This window comes from Porphyrobacter sp. TH134, from assembly GCF_002855495.1.
Classification (GTDB): domain Bacteria; phylum Pseudomonadota; class Alphaproteobacteria; order Sphingomonadales; family Sphingomonadaceae; genus Erythrobacter.
Genome location: NZ_PKRO01000028.1, coordinates 1 through 19592 on the forward strand (window position 1 = coordinate 1; position 19592 = coordinate 19592).

Here is a 19592-nt window from a genome sequence, read left to right on the forward strand (position 1 = left end):
GGAATACCAGATCGGACAGCCCTTGCCGGGGCCATGCCCCGGCAAGGGCTCAAAGACCAAACTCCAAACGAATTTCCAGACGTGAAGTTACACCACCGGCGAAACAGCGCATATTTGAAATGGTGATGTTCAAGGTTGGCGAAGCTGTGGCTCATATTGTCTTCGCCCGACAGAAACGGCTTTTCCCACACGACCTTGCCATCGCGCAGGATGCGGCTGGTTCCGCGCAGATCAGCCGGGGCTTCGTCGATCAGCAGTTCCGCGCCCAGCGCAGCCTTGCGCAGTTTGGAATGCGCGAGCCACAGGTAATTGTGGCGTTCGGTCACATGGTCGGAAAACTCGTTCGCCAGCGCAAACCCAAGCCGGAACGGCGTGCCATCCGGGCCAATCATGTAGACACCGGCGAGTTCCGGCTCTTCCCCGCCATCTTGCGCGAACATGGGCATTTCCAGCGCATCGGCGGGGCCGACCAATTGCGAGCCATCACCCTTGTAGAACCATTCCGGCTGCTGGCCGATCACCCCCGCAGCAGGCTTTCCGCCTTCGAGCCCTTCGAGGAACATCCGCATGGAATCGGTCTGATGGGCCGATGAAGCGGCATCGCGGTGCATCTTGTCGCGGCCCTCTGCCGATCCGAGATGGGTGAGCCCGGTGCCGGCGAGCATCAGGTGCGCCGGATCGTCATGGTCAATCGGCGCGATCAGGTTGCCGGCCGCGAATTCTTCGGCAAGGTCCACGACCGCGCCCTTGGGACATTGGCGCGCGGCGCTGGCAAGGCTGGTGCCATCAGCGATGGCGCGGGTCGCCAGATCGCGCACCGTGGTCACGCCGCCAAGAACACAAGCGGTGTCGTGGTCGGCAAGGATGACTGCGCGTGCGCCGCTTGGCGCGCGATGCTGGAGCAGGCGAAGGGCCATAAGCGAAACTCTCCCGGAAAAGCGCGGGCCGGTTCGCCCGCTGGCAAGCAATCGAAAAACTAGAGGGTGAGAACACCGTCGATCAGACGCGGCACGCCGTCGCCTTGCGCGCCGTCGCGCAGTTCGGGCGGCAGCAGGGTCTCGCTCAGGTTCTGGTAGCTGACAGGGCGCAAAAAGCGGTCAATCGCGAGGCTGCCGACCGATGTGGTGCGCGGATCGGAAGTTGCCGGGAAGGGACCGCCGTGAACCATCGCATGGCACACTTCCACGCCGGTCGGCCAGCCATTGGCAAGAATTCGGCCGGCGATCGTTTCCAGCAGCGGCAGCAGGGAAGCTGCCTGTGCCTCATCCGCCGCATCCATGTGCAAGGTCACAGTGAGCTGGCCTTCGAGCTGTTCGAGCACAGCCGTCAGCTCGTCTGCATCGCGGCATACGACGACAATCGACGATGCGCCGAAAACCTCGTGGCTCATCGCTTCGTTGGCAAGGAACGCCCGCGCATTCGTGCGGAACAATGCGGCCTGACCCTGCATCGCGTCACCGGCTTGACCGCGGGCGAGTGCTTCAACATCCGGCATCGCTTCGAGTGTCGAAACACCGCTCTGGTATGCCTCGTGGATGCCGCTTGTCAGCATGGTCTGCGCGGCAGCGGCGGCGATCTCTTGGGCGGCGGCGGCCATGAAGTCCTCCAGCCCCTCCCCGTCGATCGCAAGGACGAGGCCCGGATTGGTGCAGAACTGGCCTGCGCCCATCGTCATGGACCCGGCATAGGCCTTGCCCAGCGCGGCGCCGCGGGTCTTGAGCGCATGAGGCAGCAGCAGGACCGGGTTTATGCTCGACATTTCGGCATAGACCGGGATTGGCACCTTGCGCGCCTGTGCCAGCCGGGACAACGCCAATCCGCCGGCGCGCGATCCGGTAAAGCCCACCGCCGCAATCCGGGGGTCCTGCACCAACGCTTCGCCCAGCGCGATGGAAGGGCCTGCAAGGTGGCCAAAGACCCCTGCGGGCAAGCCGCAAACCTCCACCGCGCGGGCGATTGCAGCTGCGACCAGCGCGCCGGTTCTGGGGTGGGCGGGATGGCCCTTGACCACCACCGGGCATCCGGCCGCGAGCGCCGAGGCCGTGTCACCGCCAGCAGTCGAGAAGGCGAGCGGGAAGTTGGACGCGCCAAACACCGCAACCGGCCCGACCGGGATCATCCGCAGATGCAGCGCGGGACGGGGCAAGGGCTGGCGGTCGGGCAGGGCGGGATCGATGCGCAATTGCTGCCATGCGCCCTTGCGCACCACATCGGCAAACATCCGCAGCTGGCCAACGGTCCGTCCGCGCTCCCCTTCGAGGCGTGCGCGTGGCAGGCCGCTTTCCTGCATGGCAGCGACGATAAGATCATCCCCGATGGCAAGGATTTCAGCGGCGATCGTTTCCAGAAAGACCGCCCGTTCTTCCCGGCCAGTGGCGCGGTACGCGGTGAAGGCATCGGCTGCGGCGATGCACGCGGCGGCGACCTCGGCGGTGAGTGTCGCAGCGGCCGCTGGGTGAGTGTCGGTCATTGATGCCTCCCTTATTACTCCGACATATTATCATAATCGCGGGAACGCAACACGCGTCTCACTTAAACATTTCTCCCGCACGGCTGTGCTGCTAAGTCGGGGAGAAGGACCGGAGAAACACAGTGGAAACTTCCGAAACCGGCGACGCGACAACAAAAAAGCGGCCAAGTGCCAAAGCCACGGCCGGGACCGGACATGGGCCGGGGCGGCGCTTGCACGGCGCGCTCGCCCACAAGCTGGGGACCGCTATTTTGTCGGGCCAATATGCGCCCGGCGATGTTTTGCCCGGCGAGGTCGTCTTCGCCGAGGAACTGGGCGTGTCGCGCAGCGCCTATCGCGAAGCGATTCAGGTGCTGACCGCCAAGGGCCTTGTCGCCAGCCGGCCCAAGGCGGGCACGCGGGTTCTGGCCCGCGAACGCTGGAACCTGCTCGATCCCGAAGTGCTCGCCTGGGCGTTCGCGGGCGAGCCTGATGTGCGGTTCGTGCGCGATCTGTTTGAACTTCGCTCGGTCATCGAGCCTGCCGCGGCGCGTCTTGCCGCAATGCGGCGCAGCAAGGACGACGTGCGGATCATGCGTGATGCGCTGGCCGCGATGCGCCGCCATACCTTGACGACCGAGGCTGGCCGGTCAGCAGACCGCGATTTCCATGATGCCATCCTGCGGGCCAGCGGCAATCAGGCGATGGTGGTATTGAGCGCCAGCATCGGCGCGGCGGTGCATTGGACCACCCAATTCAAGCAACGCTCGCGCGAGCTGCCCCGCAATCCGATCCCCGATCATGTGCGCGTGTTCGACGCGATCGCCGCCAGCGATCCCGATGCCGCGGCCGAGGCGATGGGATCGCTGGTCGATCTGGCGCTGGAAGACACGCGCAGTTCGATGGAAGATTGGCCGCGCGAGAAGCGGGCCTAGCGCCCGTCTGCTAGGCCTGCGCGCCGGTCGTTCGCGATCCCCACAAGGCGTAAAACAGGATGTAAAGTTCGCAAGCCGCCGTCAGCAGGAAGGATGCTTGCAGACCATAGGCATCGGCCAGCCAGCCCTGCACGACCACCAACGCGCCGCCGGCGATGGCCATGATCAGGAGACCCGATCCTTCCTCGGTCAGCGGCCCCAGCCCCTTGATCGCAAGGGTGAAGATCGTCGGGAACATGATCGAATGGAATAGTCCGACCAAAATCAGCGCCCACATTGCCGCCGGACCGGTGGTGAACACGGTCACCAGCATCACGATAAACGCGCCGATCGAAAACACCGCTAGGATCAGCGCGGCATCGATCTTCTGCATGAGTGCCGACCCGGCAAAGCGGCCGACCATCATCCCGCCCCACAGCAGCGTGAGATAGGTGCCGGCCTGTTCATTGGTGAGATTGGCGATGTCAGGCTGGCTGACGAAGTTCACGAACAGGTTGGCGACCCCGATCTCGGCGATCAGATAGATGAAGATCGCTGGCACGCCGAACACCAGATTGCGGTGCTTCCAAAGGGACAAGCGGCTCCGTTCTTCCGGCGCAAGCCGCTGCGTGGCGGCACCCATCGCAGGCAACGGAAAGCGGGCGATCACCAGCGCCAGGATCACCAGGGTCGCAGCGACGATGCCATAAGGCAGGATCACCGACTGCGCATCGGCAAGGCGCTCTGCCTCGGTCAGGATCGTCCCCGAAGCCGACGTGCCGCCCTTGGTACGCCCGAGGATAAGGTAGGCCCCGAACAGCGGGGCAAGCATGGTGCCAGCCGAATTCATCGCCTGCACCAGATTGAGGCGCGAAGAGGCTGTCTCGGGCTTGCCGACCACGGCCACATAAGGATTGGCGGCCACCTGCAACAGGGTGATGCCGCTGGCGATCACGAACAGCATGACAAGGGTTACGCCGTAAGATGGGAGAGCTGCAGCCAGCATCATGCCCAGCGACCCTGCGGCCATGACCAGCAGGCCGATCACCAGCGATCGTTGATAGCCGATCTTCTCGATCAGCTTGGCCGAAGGGATCGATGCCACAAAATAGGCGATGAACCAGACCGATTCGATCAGTGTCGTCTGGGTGTAATTGAGATCAAACACGCTGCGCAGATGCGGCAGCAGCGTGTTGTTGATGACGGTGATGAACCCCCACATGAAGAACAGGCTGGCCAACAGCACCAGCGCCGGACCGTAGCGTCCCGGTGCGCCCTCTTGCGCGACGCTGGGCTGATCGATTGGCGAGGCCACTGGCGGCATGGTCTTCGTCTCCCTTTTGCATGCTTTGTCGCAGATGCGGTTGGCTTACCGTCTTGCGCATGTTCTATTTGTCGGACTATATCCGCAAAGGGCCGGCGTCAATGGCCCCGTGTGGCCGCACCGCGGCCAGCGGAAAACCGGACTGAGGATGGATGGGCATGAGGGTTACAGCACGGACGAAATGGGGCTCCGCTCCGGTCATGGCATTGGTGGCAGGCGCACTGCTGACGGCGCAGCCTGCGGCGGCTGCGGATGCCAGTCAGGAAAGCGCCGGGCGTCTGGCCGATGGCAGTGAAGCCTTCGCGATCACGCTGACCGCAAGCAACGGCGTTTCGGCCCGCATCCTGACCTATGGCGCGACCTTGCAGTCCTTGGTGGCACCGGACCGCGATGGTCGGCCCGCAGATATCGTCATCGGCTTTGACGATGTGCAATCCTACGAAGCCAAACCCAACTATTTCGGGGTGACGGTGGGCCGCTTTGCCAATCGCATCGCCAATGCCCGCTTTACGCTCGACGGCAAGACCTACGAAATTGCATCCAACAACAATGGCAACAGCCTGCATGGCGGAACCGAAGGGTTCGACAAGCGCAACTGGAAGGTCGTGTCGGTTTCCTCCGGTCCGCAGGCCAGCGTTGTGCTGTCGCTGGTCAGCCCGGACGGCGATCAGGGCTATCCTGGCACGCTCACCACGCAAGTGACCTACAGCCTTGATGAAGCGGGCAACCTGACGATCACATTCGAGGCGCGCACCGACAAGCCGACGATCGTGAACATGACCAATCACGCCCTGTTCGACATGGGCGGCGAAGGATCGCCGCTGGGGGCGACGGGGAACCTGCTCACCATCCCGGCATCGGCCTATACGCCGGTAAACGCAAACCTGATTCCCACCGGCGAGTTGCGGGATGTGACGGGCACCGTGTTCGATTTTCGCAAGCCCAGGCGCATCGCCGATGGCCAGCGCGACGGAACGGACCAGCAGATCCTGTTCGGGCGGGGCTACGATCACAACTTCGCGCTCGACAAGGGGGTGACCGCCACGCCGGAACTGGCCGCGCGCCTGGAAGATCCTGTGTCGGGCCGCGTGCTCGAAGTGCTGTCCACGGAACCGGGCGTGCAGTTTTACGCCGGCAATTTCATCGACGGGACGATCACGGGCAAGAACGGGCACCTTTACCGGATGGGCGATGGCATCGCGCTGGAGCCGCAGAAGTTTCCCGATGCGCCCAACCAGCCCAGCTTCGTTTCGGCCCGCATCGATCCTGCCACGCCCTACCGCCACGTGATGATCTACCGGGTCAGCACGTCGCCCAAGGCCCGTTGATCGCACCGCCAATCCTCAAGACATTGCGAAAGCCACAATGACCGAATCACATGATGACCGCCCCAAGCTTCGCTCGCGGGCATGGTTCGATAACCCCGACAATATCGATATGACGGCGCTCTATCTCGAACGCTATCTGAACTTCGGACTCAGCCTTGATGAACTGCGTTCGGGCAAGCCGATCATCGGCATTGCGCAGACCGGCAGCGATCTGTCGCCCTGCAACCGCCACCATATCGTGCTGGCAGAGCGGGTGCGCGAAGGCATTCGCGAAGCGGGCGGGATCGCGCTGGAAATTCCGATGCATCCCATTCAGGAAACCGGCAAGCGGCCCACTGCCGCGCTCGATCGCAATCTGGCGTACCTTGCTCTGGTCGAAGCGCTGTATGGCTATCCGATTGATGGCGTGGTGCTGACGACCGGATGCGACAAGACCACCCCAGCGCTGCTGATGGCGGCCGCCACGGTCGATATTCCGGCGATTGCCCTTTCGGTCGGCCCGATGCTGAATGGCTGGTTCAAGGGCGAGCGCACCGGTTCGGGCACAATCGTGTGGAAGGGCCGCGAAATGATGGCCCGGGGCGAGCTGAACAACGATGAATTCATCAGGCTCGTGGCGAGTTCAGCCCCTTCGACCGGCTATTGCAACACGATGGGCACGGCGACGACGATGAACAGCCTTGCCGAAGCGCTGGGCATGATGCTGCCGGGCTCGGCCGCGATCCCTGCGCCCTATCGCGACCGGCAGGAATGCGCCTGGCGCACCGGCAAGCGCATCGTCGAGATGGTGCACGAAGACCTGAAGCCGTCCGACGTGATGACGCTGGACGCCTTTCACAATGCGATCGTGGTCAATTCCGCGATTGGCGGATCGACCAACGCGCCGATCCATCTGGCCGCGATTGCCCGCCACATCGGGGTCGACCTGCCGCTCACCGAATGGCAACGGCTGGGGCACAAGGTGCCGCTGCTGGTGAATATGCAACCGGCGGGCGAGTATCTGGGCGAGGATTATTACCGCGCAGGCGGCGTGCCGGCAGTGGTCGCGCAGCTGATCGGGCAAGGCCTGATCGCGGAGCATGCGATGACCGTGAACGGCAAGACGCTGGGCGAGAATTGCCGCGATGCCGTGATCGAGGACGAGCGGGTGATCCGGCCCTTTGACCAGCCCCTGGTGCAGGATGCCGGCTTTGTCGTGCTGTCAGGCAATCTGTTCGATTCCGCGATCATGAAAACCAGCGTGATCAACGCAGAATTCCGCGCACGCTACCTGTCCAATCCCGATGATCCCGATGCCTTCGAAGGCCCCGCGGTCGTGTTCGACGGACCGGAAGATTACCACGCGCGGATCGACGATCCGGCCACTGGCATTACGGCAGAATCGGTATTGTTCATGCGCGGGGCGGGGCCGATCGGCTATCCGGGGTCGGCCGAAGTGGTCAATATGCGCCCGCCCAGCTACCTCATTACCGCCAATATCAACGCCCTGCCCTGCGTGGGTGACGGGCGGCAATCGGGAACCAGCGGCAGCCCTTCGATCCTCAACGCCAGCCCCGAGGCGGCGGCGATGGGCGGCCTCGCCCTGCTCAAGACCGGCGACCGGGTGCGCATCGACCTGCGCAAAGGCACCGCCGACATGCTGGTGAGCGAGGCCGAGCTGGCTGAACGCCGCGCCGCGCTGGAGGCGGCGGGCGGCTATCCCTATCCGCCATCGCAGACCCCGTGGCAGGAAATCTACCGCGACCGGGTGGGCCAGCTGTCGGGCGGCGGTATTCTGGAGGGTGCAGAGAAGTATCAGCGCATCGTCCACACCCACGGATTGCCGCGCGACAATCATTGATCGCCAAGGGTTTGACGGCATTCGTCACGATCAGTCATGCCCAATGCCGGACAATCCCGACGTCAGGGTTGCCTGAATGTTTCACGTGAAACAGCCGTAAGCGAAGGCTATTGCGGGTCTGGGGCGCCCCTACTAGGGGTCTAGCCATGACTGAAAAAGACCTGACCGACCGCAAGTTCTACCGTGCGGGCGAAGAAACCCGGTTTGCCGAAGGCGGCCCGGAACGCACGCCCCAGACCGCTCATCCGGCCTATAAGCTGGCGTTCCGTGACACCGATTTCCTCCTGCGCGACGAACTGCGCCCGGTGCGCTTCCAGCTGGAATTGCTGAAGCCTGAAATGCTGCTCGACGAAGCGCGGGTCGGATCGACGCTGGTGATGTATGGATCGGCCCGCATTCCTTCGCCGGCGCAGGCCGAAGCGCGGATCGAGGCGGCCAAGGGCGGCGACGAATATGACCAGAAGGTCGCCGAGCGGCTGGCCGAGAAGGCCAAATATTATGATGAGGCCTATAAGCTCGCCCGGCTGGTCAGCGAAAAGGGCCTGATCGAAAACGGCCTGCGCCAGTTTGTTGTCACCACCGGGGGCGGTCCTTCGATCATGGAGGCGGGCAATCGCGGCGCGTCTGACGCGGGCAGCGAATCGATCGGGCTCAACATCGTGCTCCCCCACGAACAGGCGCCCAATCCCTATGTGACGCCCTATCTCAGCTTCCAGTTCCACTATTTCGCGCTGCGCAAGATGCACTTCCTGCTGCGCGCCCGCGCGGTGGCGGTGTTCCCGGGCGGCTTCGGCACCTTCGATGAATTCTTCGAGCTGGTCACCCTGATCCAGACAGGCAAGATGAAGCCGATGCCGATCATCCTGTTCGGCAAGGAATTCTGGAACCGCGTCGTCAATTTCGAGGCGCTGGCCGAGGAAGGCGTGATCTCCAGGGCCGATCTTGATCTGTTCACTTGGGTGGAAACCGCGGAAGAGGCCTGGGCCAGCATCTGCGATTTCTATGAGATCAAGCCTTAGCCGAGCGTCCTGACCGCCTGATGCCCCAAGGGGCCGTGGCCTGCGCCATATCCGGGCGCGGCGGTGATTGCCTGCACCACGAATTGCCGCCCCAGCCTGACCGCATGTTCCAGCGGCTGGCCATGGCCCAGCAGCGTGGCAATCGCTGATGACAGGGTGCAGCCGGTGCCGTGGGTGTGGACTGTGTCGATCCGCGCGTGATCGAAGGCGACCGCCCGCGCGCCCGGCGCGATCAGAATGTCTGTGACCCGCCCCTGCGCATCGTGATCCGCCACATGCCCGCCTTTGGCCAGCACCGCGGCGCCGGTTGCGTCGGAAAGGTCACTCGCCGCATCGATCATGTCCTGCGTGCTCGCCAACGGGCGTCCGACAAGGGCGGCAAGTTCGGGCAGGTTCGGCGTCAGCAGCGCCGCGCGCGGGAACAGGAGCGACTGCATCGCCGCCACCGCATCCGGCGCGATCAGCGCAGCGCCGCTGGTGGCGATCATCACCGGGTCGAGCACGATCGGGGCATCCACCCCCGCCAGCGCGTCGGCCACGGCGGCGATGACGGCGGCGTCATGCAGCATCCCGATCTTGATCGCATCGACCCCGATGTCATCGATGCACGAGGCGATCTGCTGCGCGGTCATGGCGGGCGCAATAGGGGCGATCCCCTGCACACCGATGGTGTTTTGCGCCGTGATCGCGGTGATCGCGGTCATGGCGTAGCCGCCCAGCATGGTGATGGTCTTGATATCAGCCTGTATCCCGGCGCCGCCGGACGAATCGGAGCCGGCAATGCTGAGAATGCGGGGAGGGATGCGGGTGGTCATGTCCTCGCCTCTAGCGCGGCGGGGCGCGCGAAGTCGAGGTCGCGGTGGTGCTTGTCGCACGCCGCGCTTGTCAGAAGCGGTCCACGGGCACCGCGATGGTCACGACCCCATCGCCTGCGGTAACCGGCGGGCCGGTAATGCCGTAAAGCGCATAGCCATCAACCGGTGCAATCAGGCGCTCCACCTCGCGCCCGGCATAGTCGCGGATCGTGCCGACCAGCTCGCCCTTGGCCAGCATCCGCGGGGCGGTGCTGACCGGATGATAGATCCCGGTGTGGCGGGCGGTGAGCGCGGTTGTGCCCTCAAACAAGCGCGCTGACACAGCCGGGCCGCGCGTCCGCGGCGCGGTCATGCCCAGCACGCCGAGCGCGCTTTCCACCCCGTTGACGATGGCGGCGACATGCGCGTGATCGCGGCTGCCGTTCTGGCCGATTTCGACGAGGATCGTCGGCTTGCCCATCGCTACACCTTGCCGGTTGAGCGAGCGGCCGCTGTCGATCTGCGCCTGCGTTTCCATGCGATAGCGCACGATATTGGGGAACCCGAAGCCCTGGGCCACCGCCAGCGCCAGCGGGAAATCGGTAGCCAGCGGCCCGCCGTAGGCGCCCACAAATGCATCCAGAAATTCGGCTCCGTCACCGCTGTGCACGTCCATCAGAAAATCGCAGCGGGCAACCACCTCACGCGCGATCAGGTCGGCGATGCGTTCGGTCTGCGTGCCCTGGGGGTCGCCGGGAAAGACCCGGTTGAGGTTCTTGCGATCGACGGGATCGACGTTGGGCGAGCGGCCTTCAAAGCCCGGAACATTGGCGACGCGCACAATGATGAGTGTCCCCTTGATCCGCGCCGGATCGATCCGCTCGGCCAGTTGTTCGGCCGCAAGGATCGGGGCGAATTCAAAGCCGTGGATGCCGGCCACCACTGCCAGCACCTTGCCCGGCTGGGTGCCATGGATCACGGTGAGCGGGATAAAGGTCGCACCGTCGCGCCCTTCCGGCACGGCTATGCTCATGTCAGCGCGGGTGCCCGGCGCGATCATCTCTCCCGCGATGGCGAAAGCGGCAGGGCGCGCGGCTGCGGCCATCGACGGCGCGGCCAGCCACAGCAGCGCGGCGATAATCAGGCGAAGAGGCATCATGGCGCCGGATCGTAACGCGGCAGGCCGTCCAGCACCACCGGGTCATACGGCGGATCGCGGAAGAACAGCGGGTAGTGGAAGGCGCGCAGGCGTGCATGGAAGGCGCGCACGCGGTCTTCATAGGCGATCATGGCGCGGGTATCCGTGCCTGCCAGCCGTTCCAGCCCGCGTTCGGTGAGCGCGGCGGGTGACAGCAGCGCCGCCCAGCCCGCCGCCCGGTCGCGCGCCAGACGGCCTTGGCGGTAGGCGGTGACGATCGGTTCGGCCTGCTGATCGCCCACCTGCTGGAAGGCGTAATACCACTTCCATTCAAACGGTTTTTCGACCGTGCCCAGCGCCCGCCATTCAGGGTGGCGCGCAAGGAATGGGGTCATGGTGGCGGCCTTGGGCTTGTCCCAGGCATCGTTCACCGCATCGCGCTGAAGCATCAGGATTTCCGCGCCATCGGGCACCGGCACCGCCGCCTCGATGCCCGCGCGCGCGGCTGCCGGGATCAGCAGGGCGAGCATCAGCCAGATCCCCACCAGCGCGGCGAGCAGCGCCGGGGGGCTGGCATTGCGCCGCCCCACCACCGCGATGATTGCCCACCACGCCGCCAGCGATCCGACCACCAGCGCGCTGGCGGCCAGCGCCGCGCCAAAGCCTGCGCCTTCGATGGCCGCGCCAATCCAGAACGGGACCAGCAGTGCCAGCGCAAGTCCGCCAAAACGCACCCCGGCGCGCGGCAGCCACAGGCGGCGCGGGGTTCCAGCGCTCGCCACCAGCCAATCATGCCGTCCCGCCACCCGCTCGCCCGCGCGCAGATCGTGGAGCAGCAGGATCAGCAACAGCGGCGCGACGGCTGCGGCAAGGAAGGCGAAGTCGAACCGTCCGATGAGGCCGAAATCGGCGTTGGCGGTGTCGGCCTCGTGGATCTGGCTTTCCAGCGACAGCATTCGCACCCGGTGCAGCCACGGCGCGGTGTCGCGCTGGCCAAGCGCGGCAAAGGCAAAATCGGATGGCGGCGCATAGGTAAGGTGAAAGGCATCATAGGCCGCATCCCCCCAGGCATCATGCTTGGAGATAGCATTCGCGCGGTCCTTGGCATCTTCCGCCAGCAGGGCAGCGATTGTCTGGCGCTGTTCGCGGACTTCGGCGATCCCGAACCCGGTTGCCGCTGCCGACAGCAGCAGGGCGAGCACAATCCACAGCACCGCGCCCCGGTCTTTCGCCAGAAAGCGCGCCTCGCGCAGCAGCGCGTTCATGGCCGAAGCCTCCTTGCGCCCGCACCAATCGCACCGCCCAGCACCACCAACCAGCCAAGCAGCACCATGAGCGGCAGGAGCGCGCGGGCGGCACGGACTTCGGCCGGGTCGGGCGCGAAGCGGAAGGCATCAAGCAGCCGCCACGATGCGGCATTCACGCGGGTGCGTTGTTCCGCAGCGCTATCGGTGCTGCGCGCAGCGTCATCGGCATAGGTGAGCGCCTTGGCGTGAAGGTCGTTCAGCCCCTGAACGAAATCGAACCGCAAGCCTTCGCTTTCGCGCAGGAAGCGGTGATGGGTGGCAAGGTCGGTCCCTGCCAGCGTGCGCGACGCCGCGCCTATTGCCAATGTCGGGGAAGCGAGCCCGAACCATGTCACGATCCGCGACTGGCTGGCCTCGCGGCGCATCCGGTCTTCGGCAAAGGCGTTCATCATGGCGGTCAGTTTCTGCTCCGAATAGCCTGCCACAACGCCGCGCCAGTTGATCGGCAGTTCCTCGACGCTCTGGGCTTCGTATTGTTCGAGCACCTGCTTTTGCAGCGCGTCAAAGGCGGGGTCGGCAGCGTTGTGGCCATCGCCAAGCTTGCGCTGCTGGCTGAGCATGACGAGATCGCTCTCGATCTTGCCCGGGGCATCGATCATGGCGCTGGCGGTGTTGATGGCGACGCGCGGCACAATCAGGGCGACCAGCAGCCAGATCAGCACCAGCAGGCCCAGCGCGACGCTGCGCTGGCGCACCCATAGCGACACCGCCAGCACCAGCGCGCACCACACCGCAAGATAGAGGCCGTAGCCGGCCACCAGCGCCGCCGCCGCGCTTGCCTGCGATGCTTCGGCGCGGGCGGCGGTGAACAGGGCCAGCCCGGCCAGCGGCAGCAGAAACACGCCCGCGATCCCCGCCAGCGCCAGCGCCTTGCCGCCCGCAATGGCGCGGCCCGATTGCCCCTGCGCCAGCAGCACCGCCAGCGTGCCGCTTTCACGCTCGCGCAGCACCACGCCGTGGCCGATCACGATCAGCAGCAGCGGCAGCAGCAGTTGGTAGATATTGGCCGGCGTCAGCGCGGCACACCCGCCAAGGTCGGCGCCCGCGCGCGTATCGGCGAACATGGCGGTGTTCTGGCGGTGCCCTTCGAGGAAGATCGACTGGCCGGTCACCGCATCCACACCGGGATCGAAAGCGGCCAGCGGCGGGGGCGTGCGGAAGGCGTAGTGCCCATAATGGACCATCCGGTGCGGATGGCGATCAGGCTGGGCGAAGAAGGTCGCCTCAGCGCTGGCCTGCCGGTCGGCGCGGCGTTCGGCTTCGGCGGTGACCCGCAGCGCTGTCAGAACACTGGTGACGACGATCAGCACGGCAATGATCAGCCCCGCCAGCAGCACCACGCGCGAACGGGCCCACAGCCGCCATTCCTCGCGCGCGATCCGCCACATCGCGCTCATGCTGCCTCGCGCGCAGCAAAGGCCGCGTGGACGGTTTCGGTATCGATCCGCCCGCCAGCGTCGCTGGCCGCGAAGCTGCCCACCAGCCTGCCGCCGCGCAGCAAGCCCACCCGGTCTGCCACCTGGCACGCACCATAAACGTCATGCGTCACCATCAGCACCGTGCGTCCTGCCGCAGCGAGCGCCTGCACCATCGCATGAAATTCGTCGATCGCGACCGGATCGAGGCCTGATGTCGGCTCGTCCAGCAGCAAGATCGGCGTGTCGCGCAGCAGCGCCAGCGCAATCGCGGTCTTCTGGCGCATCCCTTTGGAATAGGACTGCATCCGCCGCTGGCGCGCCTCTGTGGGCAGCGCGACCTGATCGAGCGCCGCGTCGAGCGCCGCGCGGCTGACCTTGCGCCCGGCCAGATCGAGGAAATAGCCAAGGTTTTCGTATGCATTGAGGTGGCCGTAAAGCGATGCGGCCTCGGGCAGATAGGCAATCTTCGCACGGGCCGCCTCGACATCATCGCCCACCGAACGGCCCGCCACCAGCACGTCGCCCGCGGTTGGCTGGAGGAAGCCGAGGAAGGTCAACAGCGTGGTCGATTTGCCCGCACCATTGCCGCCCAGCAGGGCAAAGACCTCGCCCGGCGCGATAGCGAAGGACACATCGTTCAGCACCGCTGCGCCATCACGCATGACGACCAGCGAACGGGCTTCGAGGGTGGGGGTCATCGGCAGGTGTCCTTGCTTTGTATCAAAACGCGCCCCGCACCCCGATCGATGCCGTGCGCGGTGCCCCCGGCTGCACCCACAACGGGGCATAGCTGTTGGCGTACCAGCGGGCATCGAACAGGTTCTGGACGGCGGCGAAAACGGTGAGGCCTTCTATGGGCTGAACCTCACCGAACAACCGCACCAGCGTGTGTGCGGGCAGGGTAAAGGCGGTCCCGGTCTCGCCCGAACGCTCGCCCACATATTGCACCCCCGCGCCCAGCGACGCCGCGCGCCCGGCGACGGCAAAGCGCTTGCTCGCCTGCGCATTGATGGTGTGATCGGGAATATTGATCAGCGGATCGCCCGGGCGGATCTGGAAGTTGAAATTGGGTTCCAGCAGGGTCGAGCGTGCCTCGGCATCGATATAGGCGTAGCTCACCAGCACATCGACATCGCCCGGCAACTGGCCCGCCAGATCGAACTCCACCCCGCGGCTGCGGGCCTTGCCGATGGCGACCGAAAAGCCCGGATTGCCGGTATCGCTGGCCAGCACATTGTCCTTGTTCAGCTGGAACACCGCCAAGGTGCCGTTGAGCTTGCCGCCCAGCGCCGTCAGCTTGATGCCGACTTCCTTGGAGATGCTGGTTTCCGGATCGAAGATCGCGCCGGTTACGTCCGTGCCGATATTGGCGCGGAAGCCTTCGCCGTAAGCGGCATACAGGGTCAGCGGGGCGCTGACTTCGTAGACGATCCCGGCCTGCGGGCTGAACCGGCCTGCGCTGCGGCGGCTGTCGATGCCGGTCAGCCGGTTGAGCGTGCGCAGCGACACATCGTCATACCGCCCGCCGATGCGCACCTGCAACCGGTCCGTCAGCGCGATCTGATCCTGCACGAACAGGCCGGTGGAACGCTGCACATCCAGCCGATCATTCTGCGGGCCCGGCGTGGGCAAGGGGAAGCGGCCATAGACCGGGTTCAGGACATCAATCACATAGCCGGCCTGATCGGACGGATTGCCGCTCAGCGGTGGAGGGCGGAAACGGCCGAACTGCTGGTCATTGTCGAACTGGTCGTGATCCGCGCCGATCAGGATGCGGTGGGTCAGCCCGCCCGTCTGGAACGTCCCGGACAATTCAGCGCGGATCACCCATTGCTGCGAATCATACACGCGCGAGCGGCGCTGGCGCGAGAGCGAGCGTCCGTCGCGCAGCAGCTTTTGGCGCGATGCCACCAGCTCGGCGTCCGAAGAAAAGCCGGTGAGCAGCGTATCGCGCAGGCTTGCGCCCACCAGCAGGCTCCAATCGGGGGTGAAATCATGCTGCACGCGCAGCTGGTGGCCGGTCGCGCGCGCCACATGATCGCCGTCCCCCGGCTCGCCCAGAAAGCGGCTGCGCGGCACGGTATCGAAGTCGCCGTTCAGCACCACGATGCCGCGATCAAACGGCGTTTCAACCCGGGTATATTCAAGGTCATAGGTAACGCGCGTGTTCGGCCCGATGGCAAGGCCGACCGATGGCAAAAAGCCCCAGCGGCGCTGATCGACCGTATCGCGGAAGGTATCGCCGTCTTCGGCATAGGCGATCAGGCGCGCCGTTAATCCGCCGGTCAAAGCGATGTTGAGATCGGCCTCACCGCGCACCCGGTCAAAGCTGCCATACTGGACCAGCGCGCTGCCGAAGCTGCGCCCGATTTCGGCCTGTCGGGTAACGATATTGACCGTGCCGCCCGGTTCCCCGCGCCCGAGCAGCGCGGCAGCCGGGCCTTTGAGTACCTCAATCCGTTCGATCCCGGCCACATCGCGCGGCCCGCCAAACCCGCGCCCGCCGTTGAAGCCGTTGACGAGGTAGCCGGTCGGAATGTTTTCGTCCCCGGCAAATCCGCGCACGGCAAAGGCATCGAACAACCCGCCCAGCGAGTTTTGCCGCGACACCGAAGCGTTGAGATCAAGCGCATCGGTCAGCCGCAGAAAGTTGTTCTGCCGGATCGCGGTATCCTCGATCACGGCGATCGACTGCGGGATTTCGCGAAGGGCAAAATCGCCGCGATAGGGCTGGCGCACGCCGACGATCGTGATCTCGCCCTCAGGCGCGGGCGCCTCGGCCTCGCCTTGCGCCTCTGCTGATGTGATGGCCGCGCTGTCATTGGCGGATAGAGCGGCGGCGAGCGCCATCAGGCTGATTGTCAGGCTCAAACGATGGTTCCGTGCGCAATGCCAGACGGGCGCTGGCCCCGGCGGTGGTGTCCGCTGGCGCAGATGCATCAGACGCATGGCTGGCGTCAACGAGAAATGTTATATCATTATTTGGGGCCGCTCAGAACGTGGCCCGTGCACGGCGGTCTGCGATGATGAGAGGGGTCAGCCCTTGTGTCGGCGCTGGGTGGAAGGCGGATGCTTCGCGTGGAGCGCCTTGGCCCTCGTCGGGCGGTCCATCAGTTCGCCGCCGCAATTGGGGCAGGCATCGTCCAGATCCTCGGCGCATTCCGCGCAGAACGTGCATTCAAACGAACAGATAAAGGCACCCGGCGCTTCGGCGGGAAGGCCGATACCGCACATTTCGCAATCGGGACGCATTTCCAGCATCGCAAGACCTCCTAAGCCGCCGCGTGAACCGCCTCGCAGATGGCATCCACCACCTGTTCGACCTGGCTCTGGTCGTCTCCTTCCGCCATCACCCGGATCACCGGTTCCGTGCCTGAAGGGCGGATGACAAGGCGGCCCTTGCCTGCCAGCGCGGCCTCGGCCTCGGCGATCACGGCTTTAACGCGGGCGTTGTCGAGCGGCTTGCCGCCTTCGTAGCGCACGTTCTTCAGAAGCTGCGGCACCGGATCAAACACATGGAGCAATTCGCTTGCCGGTTTGCCCGACCGAACGAGGCTCGCCAGCACGCGCAGCGCGGCCACGGTGCCATCGCCTGTGGTCCCGTAATCCAGCAGGATCATGTGGCCCGATTGTTCGCCGCCGACATTGTACCCGCCCGCCTTCATCGCTTCGAGCACATAGCGATCGCCCACTTTGGCGCGCACCAGATCAAGCCCCCGGCCCGCCAGATAGCGTTCAAGGCCAAGATTGCTCATCACGGTTGCCACGATCCCGCCGCCGCGCAGGCTTCCGCGGTCCTGCATCCGGCCTGCGATCAGCGCCATGATCTGATCGCCATCGACAGCGCGGCCCTTTTCATCAACCACGATCAGCCGGTCGGCGTCACCATCAAGCGCAATGCCGATATCTGCGCCTTCCTCGACCACCTTGGCTTGCAGCGCGGCAATGGCGGTCGATCCGACGCCGTCGTTGATGTTGATCCCGTTGGGCGACACGCCAAGGGCGACGACCTCCGCACCCAGCTCCCAGATAGCCGACGGCGCGACCTGATAGGCCGCCCCATTGGCGCAATCGACCACCACCTTCAGTCCATCAAAGCGGATTTCGGACGCGACCGAATCCTTGACCGCGTGGATATAACGCCCGCGCGCATCCTCGATCCGGCGCGCGCGGCCGATGCGTTCTGCGGGCACCAGCGGGATGTCGGTTTCCATCAGGCGTTCGATTTCCGCTTCGGCCTCGTCCGACAGCTTGAAGCCGTCAGGGCCGAACAGCTTGATCCCGTTGTCAGCGAACAGGTTGTGGCTGGCAGAGATCATCACACCCAGATCGGCGCGCATTTCGCGGGTCAGCAACGCGATGGCGGGGGTGGGCAGGGGGCCGGTCATGATGACGTCGATCCCGACACTGGTGAAGCCTGCCACCAGCGCGCTTTCCATCATGTAGCCCGACAGGCGCGTGTCCTTGCCGATCACCACCCGGTGTCGGTGCCCGCCGCGCACGAAGTGGCGTCCGGCGGCCTGCCCGACCTTCATCGCGGTGGCCGCTGTCATCACGCCCGCATTGGTGCGGCCCCTGATCCCGTCGGTCCCGAACAGCTTGCGTGTCATTGAATCCTGCCCCGTCCTGCTGGGAATGTTGTCTCGCGCTTGTGGCGCGGTTATCGCACAATGTGAAGGGCGAGAGGCCCGTTAAAGGATAGGCTGTTGCTCGAAGATGAAAGCGCTGCGTCAGGCGCGCAGGGGAAATTTGCGCTGGTGTCGATCCGTCTGCCGGTGGCGCTGACGTTTGCCGCGCTGGTGGGCGGTCTGCTTGCCGGGATTATCGGCGCGCTGGCAGGCGCCCCGGCTGCGGCGACCGATATTGCCGGCCTGATCGGCGGGCTGTGGCTGCGCGCGCTTCAAATGACGATCATCCCGCTGGTTGCCGCACTGCTGGTGCTGGGACTGGTGCAGATGATTCTGGCCGCCCGCGTCGGCGCGGTGGCGCGGCGGATGATTGCGCTGATGGTGGCGGTGCAACTGGCGGGCGGGGCTTTCACCTCGGTCGCCATGCCGCTGCTGCTGGAAGCGGTGCCGGTGCCGGCAGGGGCCGGTGCGTTTCTGGCGCAGACCCCGTCCGAGGTGGGCGAGGTGCCGCGGGTGCTGGATTTTCTCGCCTCGCTGGTCGCGCCCAATGTCGTTGCTGCCGCGGCTGAAACGGCGATGCTGCCGCTGACGCTGTTCTTCGTGATGTTCGCGGTCGCCATCACGCGCCTGCCGCAGGATCAGGGCGACCGGTTGCTCGGGTTTTTTCATGCCTTGGGCAATGCGATGCTGCTGATTATCGGCTGGGTGCTGGGCATCGCGCCGGTGGGCGTGTTTGCGCTGGCTTACGGCGTCGGCGTGCAAAGCGGAGGCGGGGCGTTTGCGGCGCTGGGGCATTATGTGCTGACAGTGACGATGATGGGCACTTTCATTCTGGTGCTCGCCTATGGGATTGCGGCGGGACTGGGGCGAACGGGTGTGATCGGCTTTGGCAAGGCCATGCTGCCCGCGCAGGCGGTGGCGCTGTCGACACAAAGCTCGCTCGCCAGCCTGCCGGCGATGCTGGATAGCGCCGGGCGGCTGGGGCTGCGGGCATCGACCGCAGAATTCGTGCTGCCGCTGGCGGTCGTGACCTTCCGCGCCACCAGCGCCGCGATGAACCTCGCCGTGGTCTATTATATCGCTGCCTTGGCCGGGGTTGAGGTATCGCCCACTGTGGCGGTGGCGGGCATCCTGATCGCCAGCGTCATCAGCCTTTCCGCCGTCAGCCTGCCCGGATCGATCAGCTTTGTCGTCTCGATCGGCCCGATTGCGCTCGCGATGGGCGTGCCGGTGGAACCCCTGGCATTGCTGGTTGCGGTCGAGATGCTGCCCGATCTGATGCGCACCCTGGGCAATGTCACCATGAATGTCGCGGTCACCAGCGCGGTTGACCGCGCTGCGACTTCGTCCGAGAGCGTCCAGGACTAAGGGTGCCTTGAAGCTGCAACCCTTCGCCCACATCTGCGTTATCGCTACACACTGATTTTCACTTA

Annotated in this window: 16 protein-coding genes; 5 read left to right on the forward strand and 11 right to left on the reverse strand. The window is 65.2% G+C overall.

All coding sequences use genetic code 11. From position 1 onward, the window contains the following. Together araD1 and C0V72_RS11750 are read right to left on the reverse strand one after the other, a co-directional pair. Positions 1–917 (reverse strand): AraD1 family protein (araD1, locus tag C0V72_RS11745; protein WP_233999921.1); only part of this gene is annotated, 917 nt, incomplete at its 3' end. Positions 918–976: 59 nt separating this feature from the next. After that, the gene (locus tag C0V72_RS11750) at positions 977–2470 is read right to left on the reverse strand and encodes an aldehyde dehydrogenase (NADP(+)) (RefSeq protein WP_101794332.1); all 1494 of its coding nucleotides are present in this window, start codon (positions 2468–2470) and stop codon (positions 977–979) included. Between the two features lie 212 nt (positions 2471–2682). Between C0V72_RS11750 and C0V72_RS11755 the strand changes: the two genes are divergently transcribed. Then, positions 2683–3384: a FadR/GntR family transcriptional regulator gene (locus tag C0V72_RS11755; protein ID WP_101794333.1), complete on the forward strand. Its 702-nt coding sequence runs from the start codon at positions 2683–2685 to the stop codon at positions 3382–3384. Between the two features lie 10 nt (positions 3385–3394). Here C0V72_RS11755 and C0V72_RS11760 read toward each other — a convergent pair whose 3' ends face one another. Further along, positions 3395–4687, reverse strand: a complete 1293-nt coding sequence (locus tag C0V72_RS11760) for a sugar MFS transporter (RefSeq protein ID WP_101794334.1) — start codon at positions 4685–4687, stop codon at positions 3395–3397. 200 nt (positions 4688–4887) lie between these two features. On the opposite strand from C0V72_RS11760, the gene C0V72_RS11765 reads away from it, so the two are divergent. The 3 genes from C0V72_RS11765 to C0V72_RS11775 all read left to right on the forward strand — a co-directional run bounded on the left by C0V72_RS11765 (position 4888) and on the right by C0V72_RS11775 (position 8874). Beyond that, positions 4888–6015, forward strand: coding sequence for an aldose epimerase family protein (locus tag C0V72_RS11765; protein ID WP_101794335.1), 1128 nt, complete (start codon positions 4888–4890; stop codon positions 6013–6015). 37 nt (positions 6016–6052) lie between these two features. Then, positions 6053–7855, forward strand: coding sequence for an IlvD/Edd family dehydratase (locus C0V72_RS11770; RefSeq protein WP_101794336.1), 1803 nt, complete (start codon positions 6053–6055; stop codon positions 7853–7855). Between the two features lie 146 nt (positions 7856–8001). After that, on the forward strand, positions 8002–8874 hold the full coding sequence (locus C0V72_RS11775) for an LOG family protein (protein WP_101794337.1): 873 nt from the start codon (positions 8002–8004) through the stop codon (positions 8872–8874). Here the strand turns inward: C0V72_RS11775 and thiD are convergent. The 8 genes from thiD to glmM form a co-directional block, all read right to left on the reverse strand. Then, a complete protein-coding gene (gene thiD, locus C0V72_RS11780) occupies positions 8871–9689 on the reverse strand; it encodes a bifunctional hydroxymethylpyrimidine kinase/phosphomethylpyrimidine kinase (RefSeq protein ID WP_172439007.1) in 819 nt (272 codons plus the stop codon). The two genes, C0V72_RS11775 and thiD, sit on opposite strands and share 4 nt — an antisense overlap. Positions 9690–9759: 70 nt before the next feature. Next, positions 9760–10827 (reverse strand): M14 family metallopeptidase, encoded by a 1068-nt coding sequence (locus C0V72_RS11785; RefSeq protein ID WP_101794338.1) that lies wholly within the window; start codon positions 10825–10827, stop codon positions 9760–9762. After that, on the reverse strand, positions 10824–12071 hold the full coding sequence (locus tag C0V72_RS11790; RefSeq protein WP_199797793.1) for a DUF3526 domain-containing protein: 1248 nt from the start codon (positions 12069–12071) through the stop codon (positions 10824–10826). The genes C0V72_RS11785 and C0V72_RS11790 overlap by 4 nt, the downstream gene beginning before the upstream one ends. Then, a complete protein-coding gene (locus tag C0V72_RS11795) occupies positions 12068–13510 on the reverse strand; it encodes a DUF3526 domain-containing protein (RefSeq protein ID WP_101794339.1) in 1443 nt (480 codons plus the stop codon). The genes C0V72_RS11790 and C0V72_RS11795 overlap by 4 nt, the downstream gene beginning before the upstream one ends. After that, complete coding sequence (locus tag C0V72_RS11800) at positions 13507–14229, reverse strand: ABC transporter ATP-binding protein (RefSeq protein ID WP_101794340.1); 723 nt, start codon at positions 14227–14229, stop codon at positions 13507–13509. The genes C0V72_RS11795 and C0V72_RS11800 overlap by 4 nt, the downstream gene beginning before the upstream one ends. 22 nt (positions 14230–14251) lie before the next feature. Continuing rightward, positions 14252–16381 carry a TonB-dependent siderophore receptor gene (locus C0V72_RS11805; RefSeq protein ID WP_233999922.1) on the reverse strand — a complete coding sequence of 710 codons (2130 nt, stop codon included), beginning with the start codon at positions 16379–16381 and terminating at the stop codon, positions 14252–14254. 186 nt (positions 16382–16567) lie between these two features. Then, on the reverse strand, positions 16568–16792 hold the full coding sequence (locus tag C0V72_RS11810) for a DUF1272 domain-containing protein (RefSeq protein WP_101794341.1): 225 nt from the start codon (positions 16790–16792) through the stop codon (positions 16568–16570). A gap of 11 nt (positions 16793–16803) precedes the next feature. Then, on the reverse strand, positions 16804–18141 hold the full coding sequence (gene glmM, locus C0V72_RS11815; protein WP_101794342.1) for a phosphoglucosamine mutase: 1338 nt from the start codon (positions 18139–18141) through the stop codon (positions 16804–16806). Positions 18142–18237: 96 nt separating this feature from the next. On the opposite strand from glmM, the gene C0V72_RS11820 reads away from it, so the two are divergent. Continuing rightward, the gene (locus C0V72_RS11820) at positions 18238–19527 is read left to right on the forward strand and encodes a dicarboxylate/amino acid:cation symporter (RefSeq protein WP_101794343.1); all 1290 of its coding nucleotides are present in this window, start codon (positions 18238–18240) and stop codon (positions 19525–19527) included. Positions 19528–19592: the final 65 nt, after the last annotated feature.

Coding starts and splice junctions, on each gene's coding strand:
- C0V72_RS11800 (WP_101794340.1), bottom strand. CDS start 14,229: ATGACCCCCACCCTCGAAGCCCGTTCGCTGGTCGTCATGCGTGATGGC.
- C0V72_RS11775 (WP_101794337.1), top strand. CDS start 8,002: ATGACTGAAAAAGACCTGACCGACCGCAAGTTCTACCGTGCGGGCGAA.
- C0V72_RS11785 (WP_101794338.1), bottom strand. CDS start 10,827: ATGATGCCTCTTCGCCTGATTATCGCCGCGCTGCTGTGGCTGGCCGCG.
- glmM (WP_101794342.1), bottom strand. CDS start 18,141: ATGACACGCAAGCTGTTCGGGACCGACGGGATCAGGGGCCGCACCAAT.
- C0V72_RS11810 (WP_101794341.1), bottom strand. CDS start 16,792: ATGCTGGAAATGCGTCCCGATTGCGAAATGTGCGGTATCGGCCTTCCC.
- C0V72_RS11750 (WP_101794332.1), bottom strand. CDS start 2,470: ATGACCGACACTCACCCAGCGGCCGCTGCGACACTCACCGCCGAGGTC.
- thiD (WP_172439007.1), bottom strand. CDS start 9,689: ATGACCACCCGCATCCCTCCCCGCATTCTCAGCATTGCCGGCTCCGAT.
- C0V72_RS11805 (WP_233999922.1), bottom strand. CDS start 16,381: ATGGCGCTCGCCGCCGCTCTATCCGCCAATGACAGCGCGGCCATCACA.
- C0V72_RS11790 (WP_199797793.1), bottom strand. CDS start 12,071: ATGAACGCGCTGCTGCGCGAGGCGCGCTTTCTGGCGAAAGACCGGGGC.
- C0V72_RS11770 (WP_101794336.1), top strand. CDS start 6,053: ATGACCGAATCACATGATGACCGCCCCAAGCTTCGCTCGCGGGCATGG.
- C0V72_RS11795 (WP_101794339.1), bottom strand. CDS start 13,510: ATGAGCGCGATGTGGCGGATCGCGCGCGAGGAATGGCGGCTGTGGGCC.
- C0V72_RS11760 (WP_101794334.1), bottom strand. CDS start 4,687: ATGCCGCCAGTGGCCTCGCCAATCGATCAGCCCAGCGTCGCGCAAGAG.
- C0V72_RS11765 (WP_101794335.1), top strand. CDS start 4,888: ATGGCATTGGTGGCAGGCGCACTGCTGACGGCGCAGCCTGCGGCGGCT.